This is a genomic window from Mesorhizobium sp. M0848 (assembly GCF_040319805.1).
In the GTDB taxonomy this organism is placed as follows: domain Bacteria; phylum Pseudomonadota; class Alphaproteobacteria; order Rhizobiales; family Rhizobiaceae; genus Mesorhizobium.
This window is the reverse complement of the sequence record NZ_JAMYOM010000017.1, coordinates 111,338-131,625: the sequence shown is the minus strand read 5'-3', so window position 1 is coordinate 131,625 and position 20,288 is coordinate 111,338. Positions and strand designations below refer to the sequence as shown.

Below are 20,288 nucleotides of genomic sequence, written 5' to 3'. Positions count from 1 at the left end.
AGAACTGTTATATTAGTGCAATAGTCATCGTCCGCGGCGAGAAATTCAATCCGCAACCGAGAGCCTGGACTGAGCCGCGTGTTCAAAAGCGCGGACGTTCAAGCCAGTTCGAAGAGGGTCGAATTGCGTTTGAAGCGACTATTATACTAACATATCGATGGCCGATACCAAGGATGATCGGCCACCCGCCAGGAGGAACCTAGCCAGATATGACTGTCGCCGCCGATTGCGCCCTGGACATGCGAGGCATCAGCAAGACGTTCCCGGGCGTGAAGGCTCTGTCCAACGTCAATTTCGCCGTGAAATTCGGCACGGTTCATGCGGTCGTGGGTGAGAACGGCGCCGGCAAATCGACGCTCATGAAAGTGCTCAACGGGTCCTACGCACCCAGCAGCGGCACAATCAGGGTCGGCGGCGCCGAGGTGCGCATGCGCCGGCCCGCCGACGCCCAGGCGCTCGGCATCCGCATGGTGCATCAGGAAATCAATCTGGTCCCCGACCTGAGCGTCGCCGAAAACGTCTATCTCGGCCGCATGCCGGGCAAGTGGATCTTTCTGCGCAAGGGCGAGATGATCCGGGCTGCGACCGCCGTCCTCGATGAGCTCGGAGCGGCCATCAACCCGCGTGAACGGCTCGGCAACCTGTCGATCAGCCAGCAGCAGCTCGTCGAGATCGCCAAGGCCTATGCGGCGCAGCCCAGGATCATCGTCCTGGACGAACCGACATCGAGCCTCAGCGAGCATGAGACGGCGGCGCTGTTCCGGATCCTGCGCAAGATGCGCGATGACGGCATCGCCATCATCTACATCAGCCACCGGCTGAAGGAGGTGCTCGAAATCGCCGACGAGGTGACGGTGCTGCGCGACGGCTCAATGATCGAGACGCGTCCGATCGAAGGCATAAATGCCGCTCACATGATCAGGCTGATGGTCGGTCGCGAAGTCAGCAATGTCTTCCCGAAAAGCCCGGCCGAGATCGGCAAGTCGGTGCTGCGCGTCGAACGCATCAGCGACGGCACGCGCTTCCGCAATGTCAGCTTCGATGTACGCGCCGGCGAGATACTGGGCTTGACGGGGCTGGTGGGCGCTGGCCGCACCGAGGTCGCCCGCGCAATCTTCGGCCTGTCGCGGCTTGTCGAGGGCTCGGTCAGCGTCAACGGACGCGAGGTCTCGATCAACTCGCCATCCCAGGCGGTCAGGGCAGGCATTGCCTATGTTCCGGAAGATCGCAAGGGCGACGGCGTCGTGCCTGGAATGTCGATCCGGGAAAACATCAGCCTGCCCATACTGCGCCGCCTGAGCCGTTTCGGGCGCATCAGCCGCAGCGCCGATCACTCGCTTGCCGCGGACTCGGTCAAGCAGTTTTCGATTTCACCGCCCGACGGCGAACGGCGCATCAGCCTTCTGTCGGGCGGTAACCAGCAGAAGGCGGTCATCGCCAAATGGCTTGCCGCCAAACCTTCGGCCTTGATCCTCGACGAGCCGACGCGGGGCGTCGACGTCGGCGCCAAGGCCGAGATCCACCACATCATCGGCCAACTCGTCGCCGGCGGCATGGCGGTCGTGATGATCTCGTCGGAGCTGCCCGAAATCCTCGGCGTCTGCGATCGCGTGGTGGTGATGCGCGATGGCTATGCCTCCGAGCCTCTCCTGCGCAGCGAATTGAGCGAGGAGCGCATCATGGCGCTAGCCACGGGGGAGGAGACGGCGTGACCGAAGCTGCCATGGAGATCGGCGGCGTGAACCGCAACGACCGCTTTACGCGTGGCAGCAGGCTTGTCGATGTCCTGTCGAAGGCGGGGCTGGCCTTCGCTATCCTCGCCGTGATGCTCTACGGCTCCTTCGTCAGCCCCGCCTTCTTCACATCAGGCAATTTGCTCAACGTCCTGACCTCGATGTCCATCGTCGGCATCGTCGTCGTCGGCATGACCTTCGTGCTCGTGGTCGGCGGCCTGGCCGACCTGTCGGTGCCGGCCACCATCGCCTGCGGCGCCATCCTGTCGCTCGGGCTGCAGCCGATGATCGGACCGCTGCCGGCCTTCGTGCTGGCGGTTGGTCTCGCGGGCCTCATAGGCTTGCTCAACGGGGTCCTGGTCGGATATGTCGGCATCAATCCAATCATTGCCACGCTCGGCATTGGCACGATCGGACTGGGCATCGTCCAGGCGGCTGTCGGCGGGGTCATCGTCTATGGCAGCAATCCCGCCTCCGCCGAACTCGCCAAGGGCCGGCTGTTCGGCATTCCGGTCGTGGTGCTGATCTTCCTGGTCATTGCTCTTGTCGGCCATTTCGTCCTGTCCCGCTCCTTCTGGGGCAGATGGACGCTTGCCACCGGCGGCAATTACAGCGCCGCCGAGGCAAGTGCGGTTCCGGTGCAGGCCGTGAAGGCTGGCGCCTTCGTGATCACAGCACTCGCTTCCGGCATCAGCGGCGGCCTGCTCGGGCTGACGCTGCAGAGCGCGCGGCCGCTCATCGGCGGCGGCTACGAATTCAGTGCCATCACGGCGGTGGTGGTCGGCGGCGTGTCGATCGTCGGCGGCTTCGGATCGGTGCCACGGGCCATTGCCGGCCTCATCTTCGTGCAACTGCTGACCAACGTCATGGTGCTCGACGGTGTGCGCACGCCGATCCAGGGTTTCGTGCTCGGCATCCTGATCGTCGGCGCCGTCGGCATGGATGCGGCGCTGCGCAAGCGGGGCGTGTCGTGATGCGTTTTCTTTCGCTTGTCTCGCAGTATCGCGTCATCGTCATTCTCGGTCTGACGCTCGTCATTTCCGCGCTGGTGGTCCCCGGCTACCTCTCGGCATCGACCCTCGGCCTCGGCCTCGACCGGGCGGCGACGATCGGCCTGATCGCGATCGGCCTGACGGTGCTTTTGATATCGGGCCAGATCGACCTCTCCGGTGGCGCGGTGTTTGCCCTGGCCGGCATCGTATCGGTCATCCTGCAGCGAGAGATCGGCATCCTCCCTGCCGCGATCGTCGGCATCCTGGTCGGTACCCTGGCAGGCGCCGTCAACGGCATGCTGGTCGTCGGCCTGAAGGTGAATTCGCTCGTGCTGACGCTCGCGACGATGCTCATCTTCCGCTCGCTCGCGCACTGGATCACCAACAGCCAGCCGGTGACCGGAACCGACATCATGCTTTCCCTGGCGCTGGCCAAGATCTATCTCGATGTCTTCACCCTCCGCAGCGCGCTGTTCATCGCCCTGATCGTGCTGCTGCATTTCTGGCTGACGCGCACCATACCTGGGCGTAACGTCTTTGCGGTGGGATCCAACCCGGCGGCTGCCAAGGAAAGCGGTATCGCCTCGGACCGTATCGTCTTTCTCGGCTTTGTCTTTGCCGGCACGCTTGCCGGCCTGGCGGGGGTTCTCCAGAGCCTCGTCACCAACACCGGCTCACCCGTCTTCGGCTCGGAATTGACGGTCGCCGTCATTGCCGCGGTCGTTGTCGGCGGAACTCGTCTCGAAGGCGGCAGGGGATCCGCGCTCGGCACGCTCGGCGGCGTGCTGACAATCGGCTCGCTGACCATCGCGATGGAGTTCCAGTCCGTTCCCGCATACGTCCAGCAGGTCGTGTCCGGGCTTATCCTGATCCTGCTCGTCGTGCTCGATCGGGCCGTTACCACCAAGGGGAGGGCTCCGGGCACGCGCCCGGCGCTCGTTCGCGACAATCCAATCACTCAAGGAGGAACCACATGATTGGGAGGAACACATGATTGGCAAGAAAAGCATGCTTCACGTCGCCGCCATGGCGGCTGTGCTGGCATCGACGGGCTGGGCCAGCGCCAAGACGGTCTGCTACGTGACGGCAGCGGATTCGCATGCCTATGCGACGCCGGCCAACAAGGCGCTTCAGGCGCGCGCCGCGGAACTCGGCATCGAGATCCTGAGCCTCAGCCAGGATTTTGATGTCCAGAAAGGCACCGAGCAGCTCAACACCTGCGTTGCGCGCAAGGTCGACGGCATCATCCTGTGGCCGCTCGACCCGCAGGCCTACATACCGGGACTGGCGCGCGCGCAGCAGGCGAACATTCCGGCGATCCTCATCAATTCGCCGATGAGCGACGATGCCAAGCCGTTCATCAAGTCGTTCACCGGGCCTGATGTCTATGAGGAAGGCAAGCTGGCGGCGGACTCGCTGAGCAAGGCGCTCGGCGGCAAGGGCTCCGTCGTCATCATCGCCGGCCAGGCCGGCAACGGCACCACGATCGGACGTGTCAGCGGCTTCACCGACCGTCTCAAGGAAACCAATGCCGACATCAAGGTGCTCGACACGGTCAATGCCGACTTCGACCAGCAAAAGGCACTGGTGGTCAGCCGCGATCTGATCACACGCTTCGGCGACCAGATCAGCGGTGTCTACGCCAATGACGACACGATGGCCCGCGGCTTCATCGACGCATGGAAGGAGGCCAACCCCTCCAAGGCCGCACCGCCGATTGTCGGCATCAATGGCCAGAAGGATGCGTTCGAATCCATCCGCACCAATGAGATGTACTCGACCATCGTCCAGTCGCCCGTCGAGGATGGCCGCCTGGCGATCAACACGATGGCCGAGATCATCGACGGGAAGCAGGTCAAGGACCGGCTGCCCATCCCGCTGACCGTCGTCACCAAGGACAACGTCAACGCGGTCGAACCCGCGTTCTGATACGAAGGGGGCCGGCCCGTGTATTCGGGCCGGCCCCCTTTCCCTGCCAGAGAGAGAAATTCTAATAGCGGCGACAGAATTGGAATAAACTAACTCTACAGAGTTTGTGGAATAAGCAATCTGCACTGGCGATCTGGTTTCCACCCGGACAGGACCACGCCATGCCCACTCTTTCGCATCAGCTACTCACCAAAGCAGGCATATCCGGCCGCCTTCGCCAGGCAGCGGGAGAAAGGCCATGAGCCGGGTCGTGCCAGACCGCATCAAGGTGCTCTGGTTTCTGCCTACGCATGGCGACAGCCGCTACCTCGGCACGGCCGAGGGTGGCAGATCGGTCGATCTGCCGTATCTGACGCAAGTGGCGAAGGCGGCCGACACGCTCGGCTACTATGGCGTGCTGTTGCCGACCGGCCGCTCGTGCGAGGATTCCTGGGTGATCGCATCGGCTCTTGTGCCGATTACCGAGCGCTTGCGTTTCCTTGTCGCCGTGCGGCCCGGTTTGCAGTCGCCGACGCTGGCCGCGCGCATGACTGCGACGCTGGATCGCATCTCCAATGGCCGCCTGCTGATCAACGTCGTCACCGGCGGCGATCCGCTGGAGAACAAGGGCGACGGCATCTTCCTGTCGCATGCCGAACGCTATGAGGTGACGCAGGAGTTCTTGCAGATCTACAAGCGGGTGCTGAGCGGCGAGACGGTGGGGCACGAGGGCAAGCATTTCCACATCGAGGACGGCCGGCTGCTGTTTCCGCCGGTGCAGACGCCATATCCGCCATTGTATTTCGGGGGCTCGTCCGACGCTGGGTCCGTGGTGGCGGCGCAGGAGATCGACAAATATTTGACCTGGGGAGAGCCGCCAGCCGATGTCGAGCGCAAGCTGGACGGCATGCGTGAACTGGCGCAGAAGGCTGGCCGCAAGCTCTCCTTCGGCATTAGGCTGCATGTCATCGCCCGCGAAACCACCGAGGAGGCCTGGGCCGCTGCCGACAGGCTGATAAGCCGGCTCGACGACGCGACGATCGCCTCGGCGCAGAAGGTCTTTGCCCGCATGGATTCGGTCGGCCAGGCGCGGATGAGCGCATTGCATGGCGGCAATCGCGCCAAGCTCGAGATCGCCCCCAACCTCTGGGCCGGCGTCGGCCTGGTGCGCGGCGGCGCAGGTACCGCACTTGTCGGCGATCCCGACACGATCGCCGAGCGCATCGACGAGTACCGGCGCCTCGGCATCGATACCTTCATCCTTTCCGGCTATCCACATCTCGAAGAAGCCTATCGCTTCGGCGAGCTGGTGCTGCCGAAACTGCCGACCGACCATCCGGTCAAGGCAGCCGGCTCGTCCGTAAACACCGGTCCGTTCGGCGAAACCATCGCCGGCGACCACCGGCCGAAGTCGCTCGCCAGCGCCTCGTGAACTTGCTTCCTGCGTCCTCGCGGTTGCGCGTCGCCATTATTGGCGGCGGCTTTTCCGGTGCGGCGGTGGCGTGGCACCTGGCGCAAATGCCTCGACCGGAGCGCATTTCCATTTCCGTGATCGAGCCGCGACCCTTGATTGGCGGTGGCCTTGCCTATTCCAGCGAGGAACCCTCTCATCGGGTCAATGTTCCCGCGGTCAGGATGAGCATGGCTCCCGACGACCCGCAGCATTTTGCACGCTGGTTGACTGGCAGCGGAGAACTCGAACACGACCCGGATGCGATCTGGATGAACGGCGACGCTTTTCCGCGCCGGCGCGTGTTCGGTCGCTATGTTGCCGAGCATCTGGCGCCGCATCTCAATTCCGGCCTTGTCCATCATGTTGAAGGTTCCGCCACACGCGTGACACGCGATGCCAGTGGCGCGGGCTGGACCGTGCACACCTCTGCCGGACCGGTCGCCTCCGACATCGTCGTTCTAGCAGCAACGCATCCGCAGCCTGCAATTCCAGCCGCGTTGATCCACCTGACGGAAGCGCCGGGTTTCATCGCCGACCCATACGCAGCCGCGGCGCTTGCCGGGATCGGGCCGGACGCCTCGGTGCTGATCGTCGGCTCCGGGCTGACCTCGGCCGACATGGTCGCCGAACTTGACCGTCGTGGCCATCGTGGCCGCATCCTCACGCTGTCGCGCCGCGGCTTACGCTCGCGCGGACACCCCGATGTCAGGGGCGAGCCTTTTGGCGATTTTGCATCCGCGCCGGCGACGACGGCGCTCGGCCTGCTCAGGACCATTCGCGCGACGCTGGCAGCGGCAAGAGCGGCCAATGTCAACTGGCAGTCGGTCTTCGACCAGTTGCGCCTGCAGGGGCCGGTGCTGTGGGCCGCACTTGCCCCGCCGGAGCGGGCAAGGCTGGTCCGCCAGCTGCGCGTGTTCTGGGACGTGCATCGTTTCAGGATCGCCCCGCAGGTCGCCGCCGTGCTCGACCGGCGCCATGCCGCCGGTACAGTCGACACCATTGCCGCCAGGCTTGTCGCGTCGAACGATGAGGACGGCAGCCTAGCTGTCAGCTTTCAACGGCGCGGGCAGACCCGGATCGAGGCGGCGCGCTTCGCTGCCGTCATCAACACCACCGGTCCGGCTCATGGGCAGGCGCTGCAGCTGAACCCGGCGCTGAGCTCGCTGGCGGAAACCGGCTTGATCAGGACGGACCAATATGGGCTTGGCATCGAGACAGGTCTCGACAGCCGCGCGATCGGCCGGGACGGTGAGGCGGTCGCGACACTCCTGGTCGCCGGCCCGCTGGCACGAGGGACTTTCGGCGAGCTCATGGGTCTGCCGGAAGTCGCTCGCCATGCCCAGGCGGTCGCGGTTGAAATTGCCAAGCTGCTGGTAACGCTGCCGTCAGCGCAGGCCATCGGCGCCAATGCCGCGCAGGGTCCGGTCATGAGCTGACACCGGCAAACCGGGTTGGCCGAGCAAAATTGGTATTTCCGTCCCAAGAGGGGCTCAAAAACGGAAAATCCTTCTTTGTATATAGATTCTATAAACATAATAAATACCGACGAAACCGGCTGCGGTCGGATCGATCAACGAGATGGCCTGAATGGGAGACAGTTCATGGCACACGCAGAGACCGACTCGATCAAGTTTGCTTACTGGGTGCCGAATGTTTCGGGCGGCCTTGTGATCTCCAACATCGAGCAGCGCACCAACCATTCGGCCGAGTACAATCGCAAGCTGGCGCAGATCGCCGAGAAGTCCGGCTTTGATTACGCACTCAGCCAGATCCGCTTCACCGCCGGCTACGGCGCCGACGAGCAGCATGAATCGGTGGCGTTCAGCCATGATCTGCTGGCGGCGACCACAACGCTCAAGGTCATCGCGGCGATCCTGCCCGGACCGTGGAACCCGGCGCTGGCGGCCAAGCAGATCGCCACCATCAGCTATCTCACCAATGGCCGCGTCGCGATCAACCTCGTCTCCGGCTGGTTCCGTGGCGAGTTCCATGCCATCGGCGAGCATTGGCTCGACCATGACGAGCGCTATCGCCGCTCGGAGGAATTCATTCGTGCGCTGCGCGGAATATGGACCGAGGACAGCTTCACCTTCCGTGGCGATTTCTACCGCTTCAACGAATATTCGCTGAAGCCGAAACCGCCGCAGCCGCTGCCCGAAATCTTCCAGGGCGGCTCGTCGCGCGCCGCGCGCGACATGGCATCGCGGGTCTCGGACTGGTACTTCACCAATGGCAACACGCCGGCCGAGGTCGCCAAGCAGGTCGACGACCTCAGGACCAAGGCGAAGGCCAATAACCATTCCGTCAAGGTTGGCGTCAACGCCTTCGCGGTCGTCCGCGAGACAGAGGATGAGGCCAGGGCGGTGCTCGCCGAAATCATTGCCAAGGCCAACCCCGAGGCGGTCAACGCCTTTGGCCATGAGGTGAAAAATGCCGGCAAGGCTTCGCCGGAAGGCGAGGGCAATTGGGCGAAATCCTCCTTCGACGATCTGGTCCAGTACAATGACGGCTTCCGCTCGAACCTGATCGGCACCCCCAGGCAGGTCGCTCAACGCATCGTCGACCTGAAGCGCGCCGGCGCCGATCTCATCCTGCTCGGCTTCCTGCACTTCCAGGAAGAGGTCGAGTATTTCGGCAAGCATGTCATCCCGCTGGTCCGCGAACTGGAAAACGCCGAGGCGGCGGCGTCGCTGGCGGCGGAGTAGCCATCCCGCAGCCTGGCCCGCCACGGTCCGGCCAGTACACGCATGAAGGTTGCCGGCGCGCTCGATCCGTCGAGCGGCAATGAGGTTTTGCGCGCCTAATCAAGGACGATTGGAATGCCGTTGCCCAGTTATACGCTCGGAGTGATGGACGCTTCGGTCTATGCGCCGGAAGTCTTTGCGCGCGGCCTGCCGTCAAGCCCGCGTCTGCAGCAGCAGTCCGAAGACGACGGCGAGCCGATCGGCTCCGTTGCTGGTGTCGCCGCTCCGCTGCTTTCGCTCCAGGGCATCGGCCTGTCGTTCGGCGGCGTCGTGGCACTGGCCGATATCGACCTGTCGGTTCACCCAGGCGAAATTCGCGCCATCATCGGCCCGAACGGCGCCGGCAAAAGCTCGCTGATCAACGTCATCAGCGGCGTCTATCGGCCGGATCGCGGCCACGTCCGGCTCGACGGCACCTTCTATGCCCAGGTGCCGACGCAGCAGTTGGCTCACCTCGGTGTCGCCAGAACCTTCCAGAACCTTGCACTGTTCAAGGGTCTCAGCGTCCTCGACAATGTCGCTTCCGGCCTCGCCTACAAGGTTCGCTCCAACTTTGCCGGCCAGGTGCTCGGCATCGGCCGCTCGCGCGGCGAGCAGCGCGAAACACGCAGCCGCGCGGAACAGATCCTCGAATTTCTCGACCTCACCGCCATTCGCGACCGTCTTGTCGGCACCTTGCCTTACGGACTGCAGAAGCGTGTCGAACTGGCCCGCGCACTGGTCGCCCAGCCGCGCCTGCTTTTGCTCGACGAGCCGATGGCCGGCATGACCGCGAGCGAAAAGAGCGAGATGGCGGCTTTCGTCCGTGCCGCGCGCGATCGTTTCGCCACCACCGTGGTGTTGATCGAGCACGATGTCGGCGTCGTCATGGGCCTGTCCGACCGCATTGCCGTTCTCGACTACGGCCGCAAGATCGCCGACGCCACGCCAGACGAGGTCAGGAACGACCAGCGCGTCATCGATGCCTACCTCGGCGTCGCCTCGGACAATGAGGACGGGGCAGGCATATGATCGCCGATTTCGACTACCAGTTCTTCATCGAAGTGCTCGTCGGCGGCCTGCTCTCCGGCGTCATGTACTCGCTGGTCGCGATCGGCTTCGTGCTGATCTACAAGACCTCGGGCGTGCTCAATTTCGCGCAAGGCGCGATGCTGTTGTTCGCGGCACTCACCTTCGTCAGCCTTATCGAGCGCGGCATCCCGTTCGCGCTGGCGCTGGTGATCACTTTCGCCATCATGGTCGCCATGGGTGTCGCCATCGAGCGCACGGTGCTGCGGCCGCTGACCAACAAGCCGCCGATCACACTGTTCATGGCGACGCTCGGCCTGTCCTACATCATCGAGGGCGCCGCCCAGCTGATCTGGGGCACGCAGGTCCACGGCCTCGATCTCGGCATCGAGGACGTGCCGCTGGAAATCGGCGGCGTGCTGATCAGCCAGTTCGACATTTTTGCCGCAGTGGTTGCCGCCGGCATGGTCCTCTTGCTGTCGCTGTTTTTCCGCTACACCCGCATCGGCCTCTCCTTTCGCGCCGTCGCCGACGATCAGTTCGCGGGCCTCGCGGTCGGTCTCAGGCTGCCGCTGATCTGGGCCACCGTCTGGGCTGCTGCCGGTCTTGTCGCACTGGTGGCGGGACTGCTCTGGGGTGCGCGCCTCGGTGTGCAGTTCTCGCTGTCGCTGGTGGTGCTCAAGGCGCTGCCGGTGCTGGTGCTCGGCGGCTTCGATTCCATCCTCGGTGCCATCGTCGGCGGGTTGCTGATCGGCGCCAGCGAGAAGCTCGCCGAGGTCTATATCGGAGACTATTTCGGCGGCGGCATAGAGAGCTGGTTCGCCTATGTCGTCGCGCTGGCCTTCCTGCTGATCCGTCCTTCCGGCCTGTTCGGCCAGAAGCTCGTCGAGAGGATCTGAGCCATGACCGCCATAACAAGCGATTTCTCGTCCGCGCCGGTGCTGCCGAAATGGGTCGTGCCCGTGTTGCTGCTCGCCTTCGCCTATGGCGTCGTGCCGCTGATCGGCTCGAGCTATCTGTTCGAGGCCATCCTGCTGCCGTTCCTGGCGCTCAGCCTCGCCGGCGTGGGCTTGAACATCCTGACCGGCTATGCCGGCCAGGTTTCGCTGGGTAGTGCTGCCTTCATGGCGGCGGGCGCCTTCGCCGCCTATAATTTCAACCTGCGCGTCGAAGGCCTGCCGCTGATCGGCAGCATTTTCCTGGCCGGCATCGTCGCCGCCGCGATCGGCATCGTCTTCGGCCTGCCTAGCCTGCGGCTCAAAGGCTTCTACCTCGCGGTTTCGACGCTCGCCGCGCAGTTCTTCGTGCAATGGGCGCTGACCAAGTTCAGCTGGTTCTCCAACAACTCGGCTTCCGGCGTCATCGACGCGCCGAGATTGTCGATTTCAGGCTTCGCGCTCGACGGCGCCATCGGCCGCTATCTCTTCGCGCTAACCATCGTCACCGTGCTGACCTTCCTCGCCCATCGGCTGGTCTCGTCGCAGACCGGGCGCAACTTCATCGCCATCCGCGACAATGAAACCGCTGCCCGCATCATCGGCATCCCGGTGCTGAAGACCAAGCTGCTTGCCTTCGCCATCTCGTCCTTCATCATCGGCGTCGCCGGCGTCATCTGGGCCTTCGCGTATCTGCGGACCGTCGAGCCGGATGGCTTCGACCTCGACCGGTCGTTCCAGATACTGTTCATCATCATCATCGGTGGCCTGGCTTCGATCCGCGGCGCATTTTTCGGCGCCGCCCTCATCGTGGTCTTCCCGCTCGCTCTTTCGCGCCTCGGCGGCTTCCTGCTTGGCGATCTCTTCGATTCGGGCGTGCTCGACATGAGCCAGCGCATCGTGCTGGGCGCGCTCATCATCCTGTTTCTGATCCTTGAACCCGACGGGCTGGTGGCGCTGTGGGACAGGGTCCGAAGACGGCTCGTGTTCGCTTGGCAGCCGACCTGAGCCCATTCATCCACTCCGAACCGACGTTTGAAAATGAACCAGAGGCCGAACCCAAGACGGCCCATACCGGGAGTACCTCAACCATGAATTTCCTGAGCACAATCAAGGCGGCGGCGCTGTCTGCGGCGATGATCGTGTCGGTGGCCTTACCCGCCGCGCACGCCGACGAACAGTATTTCCCGCTGCAAAGCTATCGCGTCGGGCCGTATGCTGCCGGCGGCACCGGCTTCTTCGGCGGCTTCATCGATTATCTCAACCTCATCAACATCCGTGACGGCGGCGTCAACGGCGTCAAGCTGACCTGGGACGAATGCGAGACCCAGTACGAGGTCGAGCGCGGCGTCGAATGCTACGAGCGGCAGAAGAGCCACGCCGGTGCCGCTGCCTGGAACCCGCTCTCGGTCGGCATCGCCTACGCCATGATCGACCGCATCACCGCCGACAAGGTGCCGCTGATCACCGTCAACCACGGCCGCACCGATTCCACCGACGGACGCGTTTTCCCTTACGTCTTCCCGCTGCTGCTCAATCCCTACAGCGAGACGTCAGGCATCGTGAACTACATCGCATCCAAGGAAGGCGGCATCGACAGGCTGAAGGGCAAGAAGATCGTCGTGCTCTATCACGGCTCGCCTTACGGCAAGGAAACCATCCCGATCTATGAATTGCTGGCGCAGAAATACGGCTTCACCGTGCAGCAGATCGAGGTGCCGCATCCCGGCAACGAGCAGCAGTCGCAGTGGCTGACGATCCGCCGCGCCAAGCCGGATTTCGTCGTCCTGCGCGGCTGGGGCGTGATGAACCCGGTGGCGCTGAAAACGGCGGTCAAGGTTGGCTTTCCCGTCGATCACATCGTCGGCAATGTCTGGTCGAACTCGGAAGAGGACGTGATCCCGGCCGGCGACGCCGCCAAGGGCTATACCGCCATCACCACCCAGGCTTCCGGCAATTCCTACCCGGTGGTGCAGGAGATCGTGAAGACGGTCTATGGCGCCGGCAAGGGCAACCTGGAAGACAAGGCGCGCATCGGCTCGGTCTACCACAACCTCGGCATCGTCAACGGCATCCTCAATGTCGAGGCGATCCGGGTCGCGCAGGAGAAGTTCGGCCACCGCACGCTGACCGGCGACGAGGTCCGCTGGGGCTTCGAACACCTCAAGCTCAATCCGGCCAAGGTCGAGGCGCTTGGCGCCAAGGACCTGTTCCACTCGATCAATGTCAGCTGGGACAATCACGAGGGCGAGGGCTACGTGACCTTCCAGCAGTGGGACGGCAAGAAGTGGAACGTCGTCTCCGACTGGATCGCGCCGGACTGGGCGCTGCTGCGGCCGATCATCGAGAAGTCCGCCGAGGCTTACGCCGCCGAGAAGGGCATCAAGCTGCGCACCGCCGACGATGCCAACGCAGTGACCACCAACTGATCAGGCAGAGCCGGGCGCAGCGGATAGGGTTCCGCAGCGCCCAGCCTGTTCGGTTCATCGAACCACAAAATGAGAGCCCCATGCCGGACGATGACGTCATTCTTGCCGTGGATACGGTTCATGCCACCTACAATCACGCCATCACGGCGCTGCATGGCGTCAGCTTCAAGCTCAGGCGCGGCCAGATACTGGCATTGCTCGGTGCCAATGGCGCCGGCAAGACCACGACGCTCAAGGCCGTCTCCAATTTGCTGCCGGCCGAGCGTGGCCAGGTCAATGCAGGCACCATCCGCTATGAAGGCTCGGATGTCTCGCGCCGCAAGCCGGGCGATCTCGTGCGCGCCGGCCTGGTCCAGGTGCTGGAAGGCCGCCACTGCTTCAAGAGCCTCACCGTCGAGGAAAATCTGGTTGCCGGCGGCATTGGCCGCAGCGGCCGCCGCGCCGAGATCAACGAAGATCTCGAGCGGATCTACGGCTATTTCCCGAGGCTTCGGGAAAAGCGCCGGACATTGTCCGGCCTGACTTCGGGCGGCGAACAGCAGATGACCGCCATCGGCCGGGCACTGATGTCGCGGCCGCGTCTGCTGGTCCTCGACGAACCGTCGATGGGGCTCGCCCCGCTCATCGTCCAGGACATCTTCCAGACGCTCAGAAAGCTGAACCGCGAGACCGGCCTGTCGATCCTGGTCGCCGAGCAGAATTCGGCGGTGGCGCTCCGTTATGCCGACCACGCCACTGTGCTCGAAAACGGCGTCTCCGTTCTCACTGGTGCGGCCGCCGAGCTTCGCCAGCGCGAGGACATCAGGGCCTTCTATCTCGGTCAATCGACAACCGGGCAACAGCCTTCGCCCGCCGCCAAACCAGCCCATCTCCATGCCGTTGCCTGAAATGAAATCCCAAGGAGCAGTGAAATGACCGTTTCGACCGTCAAGACCGACCAGGCTTCCGCCGCCGTGCCGGCAGTCGCAAGACCGACCGCGCCAGCGCACATCATCAAGGACGCCGCCGAGGCGATTGCTATCGCCCACGCGCTCGCCGCCGAATTCGTCAAGGACTCCTCAAGGCGCGACCGCGAGCGGATCTGGCCGGTTGCCGAACTCGATGCCTTTTCGCAAAGCGGCCTGTGGTCGATCAACGTGCCCAAGGCATTCGGCGGGCCGGAATTGTCCTATGCGACGCTGGCGAAGGTGATCGAGATCATCTCGGCGGCGGATTCCTCGATCGGCCAGATTGCCCAGAACCATCTCGGCGTCGTCGCCGCCATCCGCACCGTGTCCGACGCGGACCAGCAGAAGCTGCTGTTTGCCGAAGCGTTGAAAGGCACGCGGTTCGGCAACGCCTTTTCCGAGTTCGGCTCCAAACGCGCCGCCGATTTCGAAACCCGCTTCACCGATGCCGGCGACCATGTCGTCGTCAATGGTCGCAAATTCTATTCGTCCGGCGCGCTGCTCGCTCATCTCGTGCCGATCGTGGCGCTCGATGACCAAGGCCGTGCCTGGTATGCGATCGCCGACCGCGGCGCGCCCGGCCTGACCGTCATCGACGATTGGTCGAGCTTCGGCCAGCGCACGACGCTGTCCGGCACCGTCATCATCGACAACGTCAAGGTGCCGAAGACGCATCTGGTGCCCGGCTACAAGGGTTTTGACAGGCCAACCGCCGACGGCGCCATCTTCCAGATCATCCAGGTGGCGGTCGACACCGGCATCGCCCAGGCAGCGATCGACGAGACGGTCAATTTCGTCAGGACCAAGAGCCGAGCCTGGATCGACAGTGGCGTCGACAATGCCTGGGACGATCCCTACACCATCCAGGCCATCGGCGACCTGACGCTGCGCCTGCACGCGGCGCAGGCGCTGCTGGAAAAGGCCGGCCTGGCAATCGACCGGGCGGTGATCGAGCCGACCGCCGACACGGTGGCGCACGCCCAGATCGTCACCGCCGAGGCAAAAATCCTGTCGACCGAGATCGCCATTGCCGCCACCAACAGGCTGTTCGAACTTGCGGGAACCCGCTCAACGCTGGCCGAACACAATCTCGACCGGCATTGGCGCAACGCGCGCACGCACACGCTGCACGATCCGGTGCGCTGGAAATATTCGATCCTCGGCAAATATTTCCTCAACGGCGAAAACCCGCCGCTGCACGCCTGGAGCTGATTTCTCACCGGCGGGCGAGAGGCTCGCCACAGCAAAATTTTTCGGCCACTATACCCCAAGAGGTTCACTGCCATGTCAAATCCAACAGTCGTCGGCTTTTCCGGCAACATCACCCGGCCGTCAAAGACGCGCGCCTTCGTCGATCTGGTCACCAGGGACATCGCCGCCAGCCACAGCCTGTCGGCGACCACTTATGATATCGAGGATCTCGGCCCGTCGCTCGGCACGGCAAGATGGGCCCGCGACCTCGATAGCCAGGCCCGGGCGATCCTGGACGAAGTCCTCGCTGCCGACGTGCTCGTCGTCGGCTCGCCGACCTACAAGGGCAGCTATACCGGCCTGTTCAAGCACTTCTTCGACCTGATCGATCCGGCAGCGCTGCGGGGGAAGCCCATCGTGTTGACGGCGACCGGCGGTGGCGAGCGCCACGCCTTGATTGTCGAACATCAGCTGCGGCCGCTGTTCGGCTTCTTCGAGGCCTTTGCGCTGCCCACCGCCGTCTACGCCACCGACAAGGATTTCACCGACGGCGTGCTACACTCCGAGGCGATCCTTAAGCGTGCCGCGCAGGCGGTCGACGAGGTCGGCTTCGTGCTGGCCAACCGCTCGGCAGGCAGGATCGCCGCCGAATAAACGCCGTCGGCGGATTACGCCGCAATCGAAATTCGCGTAATGATTGATCTCGCTTACGCAATTTACGACTGCCCGCTAAAAACGTTCCTGTCTGATTCGTCTGGGACAGGAACGTCATGAGCAAAGCCCTCACATCCTTCGCATTGGTCGCCGTGCTGACCGCCTTGCTCATGGCGTTGAGCCTGGCTGTCGCCAGGCACGGCTATCCCTATGGTGCCATCGGCGTCAGGCGCCTTGACGGCATCGCCGACGCCGGCGTGTTCATCCCGATTGCCGCTGTCTATTTCTTCAGCGCAATGCTGATGATGATCCTGCCGATCAGGGCGGCCGGCATCGTCCTGACCCATGCCGCCGACGCCCTCTTCTGGACCGTGATTGCACTGTTTGCGACCATCGTCGGCTGTCTTGTCGCCAGATGGGCGTTCGGGCAGGGCAGCGCCGTGTGGGCATTGCTGAACTGGCGGTTCCTGTTTGCGGCGGCGATCGTCGGTTGTCACTTCGTCATGAACGAGCTGCGCCGCAACGTGCTGCTGCGCAGCCTGTTCTTCGTGGTCTTTGCCGCCGCGACGCTGGCCTGCCTGTTCTGGTCGTTCACGCTCTGACGTGCCGCCGGCTAAGCGGCTGATCCGGTGGCGATGTTGCCAGCCGCCGTTTCCATCCATGTCCAGAGATAGGCGGCAAGACCGCGATCGACATGGATGCGCAGCTTGCCGTCATGGCGATAGACGACGGCGCTGATGCCGGCAAAGGAAAGCGCTGCACTGGCACTTGGCTGGCTGGGATCGAGCGTCGTTCCACGCGCGATGAAAGCATCGAGCGCCGTGCCCTCGGCCTCGAATATTTGCAACCCGGCGCTGATCGCCGTCGCCGCGAACCCGTCTGCATGCCAGCCCGTGGCGATGGGGAGCGGGCTCTTCGACACGACGAGCAACCGGTCGCGTGCCAGCCGCGCCGCATAGCGGTCGCCCTGTGCGGTACCAAAAGCACCCACGCCAGTCCCGCCGATGCTGGAAGCGTGCGCCCACGCGTCGAGGTCGCCGCTGACCAGCAATTGATTGAGGCCGCAGATCGCGCGCACCACGAGGCCGGTCGCCGTGATCACCGCCGACTGCCAGTCCGGTGCAACAGACCATTTTTCCGCGAGATCACGCATGCAGCCGCTCTCCTGCCGGGTCGAAGGCGCAAGGGGCGGTAATCGTCGCCTTGCTGATCTTGCCGAGATGCTGGATGTCGATCGTCTCGCCGTGCCGCGTCGCGCCGCGCTCGATCAGCCCAAGCGCAACCGGGCGGCCGAGCGTCGGGCTCTGGTAGCTCGAGGTGACAAAGCCCTGGCTGTGCACTCTGCCGTCGCTCCGTTTGATGCCATGCGCGCCGGTCGGCAGTGGCGCGTCGCCTTGCGGCACCGCCAGCCCGACAAGCTGCATGCGGTTTCCGCGCGAGGCCTCCTCGGTGAACAGCGAGCGGCGGCCGACGAACTCGCTCTGGCGTTTGGCGCGCGGACCGTCGACGCCGAGATCATGCGGCAACGTGGTGCCGTCAGTGTCCTTGCCAATGACGATAAAGCCTTTCTCTGCCCGCAGGATCATCAGCGCCTCGAGTCCGATGTCGACGGCCTCGAGCGCCTGGCCGGCCTCGCGCAGATGCGCCCATAACGGCTCGGCGCGATCGGCCCGGATGGAGATTTCGTAGCTCCGATCCCCGGTGAAGCTGACTCGGGCGATGCGGACTTCGTCGCCGGCATAGGTGCCATGAGCGATCGCCATATGCGGCAGGTCGGCATCGTCGAGCGAGAGGCCGAGGCCAAGCGTTTCGAGCAGTTTTCGGGAGTTTGGCCCCGAGACGGTCAGCGTCGCCATGTCTGATGTGGCGTTGTGGATGTAGACGGCGTCGCGCCCAAAACGGTCCTGACGCCATTCCTCCAGCCGGGCGTGAACGGCAGCGACATGCGAGGACGAGCACGAGACGACGAAGCGATGCTCGTCCAGCCGCACCAGAACGCCGTCGTCGAAGACCACGCCGTTCTCCGACAGCATGAAGCCGTAGCGGCAGCGGCCGGGCTTCAGCGTCGACATGGTGTTGTAGTACAGGAAATCCACGAATGCGGCCGCCTGCGGCCCGATCACCTCGATCTTGCCGAGCGTCGAACCATCGAACAGCGCCACGGATTGACGGGCGCGCCGCGCCTCGTCCGCGATCGAACGCTCCGCATCTGCCGCGCCGCCATAGTGAGCCGGGCGCAGCCAGCCGCCATATTCCTGGAAGACAGCGCCGGCAGCGCGGTGGACGTTCTCCAGTGGCAACCGCCGCACCGGCACCATCAATTCGCCGACGCGCGCGCCGGCAAAGCTTGCCAGCGGCACCGGCGTGAACGGCGGCCGATATGTAGTGGTGCCAACCTCCGGCACGGTGCGGCCGGTGATGCCTGCCATCAGCGCCAGGCCCGGCAGGTTGGAGGTCTTGCCCTGGTCGGTCGCCATGCCGAGCGTGGTGTAGCGCTTCAGATGTTCGACCGAGACGAAGTTTTCGCGCGCTGCCAACTCGACGTCCTTCACCGTCACGTCGTTTTGATAGTCGATCCAGATGCGTCCCTTCGAGCCCGGCATCGGCCATGCCGCCAGAATGCCTCCCGTCGCCTCCGGTCCGGTGCTCCGCGGTAGGGGAGCCTTCGTCTGGCCGAGCGATGCAACGGCGGTGCTGGCGCCAGCAAACACCTCCGACAAGGAAACCGCGCCGGCAGCCGCACCTGCCACCGCGATGTTATCGACCGGATCGCCCGGCAGAAAGGCCGCGCGCGCCTCGCTCCAGGCGAGCTTGCCCTTGGCTTGGCCGAAGAGATGGATGGTCGGCGTCCAGCCGCCCGAGATCAGGACGCAATCGGCATCGAACCTCGTGCCGTCGTCGAGCGTTACGCCGTCGACGCGCAGCCTGCCGCTGGCGGATATGAGAGAACGCCCTTTGGCCAGCCGGACATTGGCCGGCGCGGCAGGCGTGCCGTCGCGCCGGATGTCGACAAGCCTGACTTCGGCGCCGGCCTCGGCAAGCGCCCCCGCCACCTCATAGGCGCTGTCATTGCTGGTGGCGACGACGATGCGGCGGCCGACCAGCACAGCGTGGCGCCGGAGATAGGCGAGCGCCGCATCCGCCGATAGGATGCCCGGCAGGTCGTTGTTGGCGAAGGGCAGCGGCCGCTCGATGGCGCCGGCCGCCAGCACGATCTGGCGCGGCCTGACCCGCCACAGCGTATCCGGCCGGCCGTCGAGATGACGCTGGTTCAGCCCGACCAGATTGTGGTCGTAAATGCCGAAGGCGGTGGTCGAAGGCAGGATGAGGTGACCGCCAGCGGCAAGCTCGGCAATCGTCTCCTTGACCCATACGGCCGCCGGCTTGCCGTCGATCTCCGCGGCACGATGGCCGAGCGATCCGCCGGGGCTATGCTGGTCGTCGACCAGTGTGACGGTCAGGCCAGCACCAGACGCCAGCCTTGCCGCCGCCAGCCCTGCCGGTCCCGCGCCTACAACCAGCACATCGCAATGATGGTTGATCTGGTCCGCCGTGCCCGGCGAGATCCAGTCGGCGTCGACTGTGCCCAATCCCGCCATGGCGCGGATGCGCGGCTCGAACCTGTGCCAGTCCGGCCACATGAAAGTCTTGTAGTAGAACGCCGCCGGTATGAAGCGTGCGAAACGGTCGAGAAAGGCGTTGCGGTCGGCCAGCGCGCTGGGCGTGGCGTTGACGCTTTTCGCCACCAGCCCGTCGCGCGCCGGCTCGGTCGTGGCGCGCGTGTTGGGCTTCGCTGGCACGCTGCCGCCGAGATCGACCAGCGCGTTCGGCTCCTCGACGCCGGCACCCCAGATGCCGCGCGGCCGGTGATATTTGAAGCTGCGGCCGACGACCGCGACGTCGCCGGCCAGCAGCGCCGAGGCGATGGTGTCGCCGGCAAAGCCATGCACGGTGGCGCCGTCGAAGCTGAAGCGGATCGGGCGCGAGCGGTCGATAGCGCTGCCGCCGGTGGCAAGACGCGAGGCGGTCACGCGGCATGCTCCCCGTCGAGAGCGGCCGAAGACAGCACCTTGTGGGTGATGGTGTCCCGCTCCATGACGAAGAACTCGCCGCAAATCATGTGAACCCAGATCTCGCGCGCCGTGCCTTTCGGATTGCCGCGCAGATAGAGGTACTCAGCCCAGCGATCGATCGGCACGTCGGCACCGTCAGGCCTGATGTTGCCGGCATCGCCGCCATAGTGGAATTCGGTCTCGTCACGCGGGCCGCAAAATGGGCAAGGGAACAACTGCAT

18 protein-coding genes are annotated in these 20,288 nt (G+C 64.4%); 15 read left to right on the top strand and 3 right to left on the bottom strand.

The features are described 5' to 3' along the window. Positions 1-209: 209 nt before the first annotated feature. The 15 genes from NKH95_RS20400 to NKH95_RS20330 all read left to right on the top strand — a co-directional run bounded on the left by NKH95_RS20400 (position 210) and on the right by NKH95_RS20330 (position 16,596). Entirely contained in the window at positions 210-1,712 is a 1,503-nt protein-coding gene (locus NKH95_RS20400; protein ID WP_352892726.1) for a sugar ABC transporter ATP-binding protein, read from the top strand. Beyond that, positions 1,709-2,707: an ABC transporter permease gene (locus NKH95_RS20395; RefSeq protein ID WP_352439787.1), complete on the top strand. Its 999-nt coding sequence runs from the start codon at positions 1,709-1,711 to the stop codon at positions 2,705-2,707. The genes NKH95_RS20400 and NKH95_RS20395 overlap by 4 nt, the downstream gene beginning before the upstream one ends. Then, positions 2,707-3,702: an ABC transporter permease gene (locus tag NKH95_RS20390; RefSeq protein WP_127322263.1), complete on the top strand. Its 996-nt coding sequence runs from the start codon at positions 2,707-2,709 to the stop codon at positions 3,700-3,702. The genes NKH95_RS20395 and NKH95_RS20390 overlap by 1 nt, the downstream gene beginning before the upstream one ends. Before the next feature lie 13 nt (positions 3,703-3,715). Further along, the gene (locus NKH95_RS20385; protein ID WP_128302819.1) at positions 3,716-4,654 is read left to right on the top strand and encodes a sugar ABC transporter substrate-binding protein; all 939 of its coding nucleotides are present in this window, start codon (positions 3,716-3,718) and stop codon (positions 4,652-4,654) included. A gap of 238 nt (positions 4,655-4,892) precedes the next feature. After that, positions 4,893-6,065, top strand: a complete 1,173-nt coding sequence (gene ssuD, locus NKH95_RS20380; RefSeq protein ID WP_128302820.1) for an FMNH2-dependent alkanesulfonate monooxygenase — start codon at positions 4,893-4,895, stop codon at positions 6,063-6,065. Next, the gene (locus tag NKH95_RS20375) at positions 6,062-7,522 is read left to right on the top strand and encodes an FAD/NAD(P)-binding protein (RefSeq protein ID WP_128302821.1); all 1,461 of its coding nucleotides are present in this window, start codon (positions 6,062-6,064) and stop codon (positions 7,520-7,522) included. Before ssuD ends, NKH95_RS20375 begins: the two co-directional genes overlap by 4 nt. A gap of 165 nt (positions 7,523-7,687) precedes the next feature. Next, positions 7,688-8,791, top strand: coding sequence for a dimethylsulfone monooxygenase SfnG (gene sfnG / locus NKH95_RS20370; RefSeq protein ID WP_352794261.1), 1,104 nt, complete (start codon positions 7,688-7,690; stop codon positions 8,789-8,791). Positions 8,792-8,905: 114 nt separating this feature from the next. Further along, complete coding sequence (locus NKH95_RS20365) at positions 8,906-9,841, top strand: ABC transporter ATP-binding protein (protein ID WP_023811539.1); 936 nt, start codon at positions 8,906-8,908, stop codon at positions 9,839-9,841. Further along, positions 9,838-10,737: a branched-chain amino acid ABC transporter permease gene (locus NKH95_RS20360; RefSeq protein ID WP_352892721.1), complete on the top strand. Its 900-nt coding sequence runs from the start codon at positions 9,838-9,840 to the stop codon at positions 10,735-10,737. Before NKH95_RS20365 ends, NKH95_RS20360 begins: the two co-directional genes overlap by 4 nt. Positions 10,738-10,740: 3 nt before the next feature. Further along, positions 10,741-11,781: a branched-chain amino acid ABC transporter permease gene (locus NKH95_RS20355; protein WP_352892719.1), complete on the top strand. Its 1,041-nt coding sequence runs from the start codon at positions 10,741-10,743 to the stop codon at positions 11,779-11,781. Between the two features lie 83 nt (positions 11,782-11,864). Next, complete coding sequence (locus NKH95_RS20350) at positions 11,865-13,202, top strand: ABC transporter substrate-binding protein (RefSeq protein ID WP_352797513.1); 1,338 nt, start codon at positions 11,865-11,867, stop codon at positions 13,200-13,202. 80 nt (positions 13,203-13,282) lie between these two features. Beyond that, on the top strand, positions 13,283-14,089 hold the full coding sequence (locus NKH95_RS20345) for an ABC transporter ATP-binding protein (protein WP_352892711.1): 807 nt from the start codon (positions 13,283-13,285) through the stop codon (positions 14,087-14,089). A gap of 24 nt (positions 14,090-14,113) precedes the next feature. Then, entirely contained in the window at positions 14,114-15,361 is a 1,248-nt protein-coding gene (locus NKH95_RS20340) for an SfnB family sulfur acquisition oxidoreductase (protein WP_352892709.1), read from the top strand. A gap of 72 nt (positions 15,362-15,433) precedes the next feature. Beyond that, complete coding sequence (gene msuE, locus NKH95_RS20335; protein ID WP_023811544.1) at positions 15,434-15,994, top strand: FMN reductase; 561 nt, start codon at positions 15,434-15,436, stop codon at positions 15,992-15,994. A 116-nt stretch (positions 15,995-16,110) separates the two neighbouring features. Then, positions 16,111-16,596 carry a hypothetical protein gene (locus NKH95_RS20330; protein WP_023811545.1) on the top strand — a complete coding sequence of 162 codons (486 nt, stop codon included), beginning with the start codon at positions 16,111-16,113 and terminating at the stop codon, positions 16,594-16,596. Positions 16,597-16,607: 11 nt separating this feature from the next. Here the strand turns inward: NKH95_RS20330 and NKH95_RS20325 are convergent, their stop codons facing one another. From NKH95_RS20325 to NKH95_RS20315, 3 genes are read right to left on the bottom strand one after another with little or no spacing between them, the layout of a single operon-like run. Next, entirely contained in the window at positions 16,608-17,147 is a 540-nt protein-coding gene (locus tag NKH95_RS20325) for a hypothetical protein (RefSeq protein WP_352892705.1), read from the bottom strand. Then, positions 17,140-20,025 carry a sarcosine oxidase subunit alpha family protein gene (locus tag NKH95_RS20320; protein WP_352892703.1) on the bottom strand — a complete coding sequence of 962 codons (2,886 nt, stop codon included), beginning with the start codon at positions 20,023-20,025 and terminating at the stop codon, positions 17,140-17,142. Before NKH95_RS20320 ends, NKH95_RS20325 begins: the two co-directional genes overlap by 8 nt. Then, entirely contained in the window at positions 20,022-20,288 is a 267-nt protein-coding gene (locus tag NKH95_RS20315) for a sarcosine oxidase subunit delta (protein ID WP_352751712.1), read from the bottom strand. The genes NKH95_RS20320 and NKH95_RS20315 overlap by 4 nt, the downstream gene beginning before the upstream one ends.

Coding starts and splice junctions, on each gene's coding strand:
- NKH95_RS20325 (WP_352892705.1), bottom strand. CDS start 17,147: ATGCGTGATCTCGCGGAAAAATGGTCTGTTGCACCGGACTGGCAGTCG.
- NKH95_RS20360 (WP_352892721.1), top strand. CDS start 9,838: ATGATCGCCGATTTCGACTACCAGTTCTTCATCGAAGTGCTCGTCGGC.
- NKH95_RS20315 (WP_352751712.1), bottom strand. CDS start 20,288: ATGCAGTTGTTCCCTTGCCCATTTTGCGGCCCGCGTGACGAGACCGAA.
- ssuD (WP_128302820.1), top strand. CDS start 4,893: ATGAGCCGGGTCGTGCCAGACCGCATCAAGGTGCTCTGGTTTCTGCCT.
- NKH95_RS20365 (WP_023811539.1), top strand. CDS start 8,906: ATGCCGTTGCCCAGTTATACGCTCGGAGTGATGGACGCTTCGGTCTAT.
- msuE (WP_023811544.1), top strand. CDS start 15,434: ATGTCAAATCCAACAGTCGTCGGCTTTTCCGGCAACATCACCCGGCCG.
- NKH95_RS20400 (WP_352892726.1), top strand. CDS start 210: ATGACTGTCGCCGCCGATTGCGCCCTGGACATGCGAGGCATCAGCAAG.
- NKH95_RS20340 (WP_352892709.1), top strand. CDS start 14,114: ATGACCGTTTCGACCGTCAAGACCGACCAGGCTTCCGCCGCCGTGCCG.
- NKH95_RS20385 (WP_128302819.1), top strand. CDS start 3,716: ATGATTGGCAAGAAAAGCATGCTTCACGTCGCCGCCATGGCGGCTGTG.
- sfnG (WP_352794261.1), top strand. CDS start 7,688: ATGGCACACGCAGAGACCGACTCGATCAAGTTTGCTTACTGGGTGCCG.
- NKH95_RS20390 (WP_127322263.1), top strand. CDS start 2,707: ATGCGTTTTCTTTCGCTTGTCTCGCAGTATCGCGTCATCGTCATTCTC.
- NKH95_RS20330 (WP_023811545.1), top strand. CDS start 16,111: ATGAGCAAAGCCCTCACATCCTTCGCATTGGTCGCCGTGCTGACCGCC.
- NKH95_RS20350 (WP_352797513.1), top strand. CDS start 11,865: ATGAATTTCCTGAGCACAATCAAGGCGGCGGCGCTGTCTGCGGCGATG.
- NKH95_RS20355 (WP_352892719.1), top strand. CDS start 10,741: ATGACCGCCATAACAAGCGATTTCTCGTCCGCGCCGGTGCTGCCGAAA.
- NKH95_RS20345 (WP_352892711.1), top strand. CDS start 13,283: ATGCCGGACGATGACGTCATTCTTGCCGTGGATACGGTTCATGCCACC.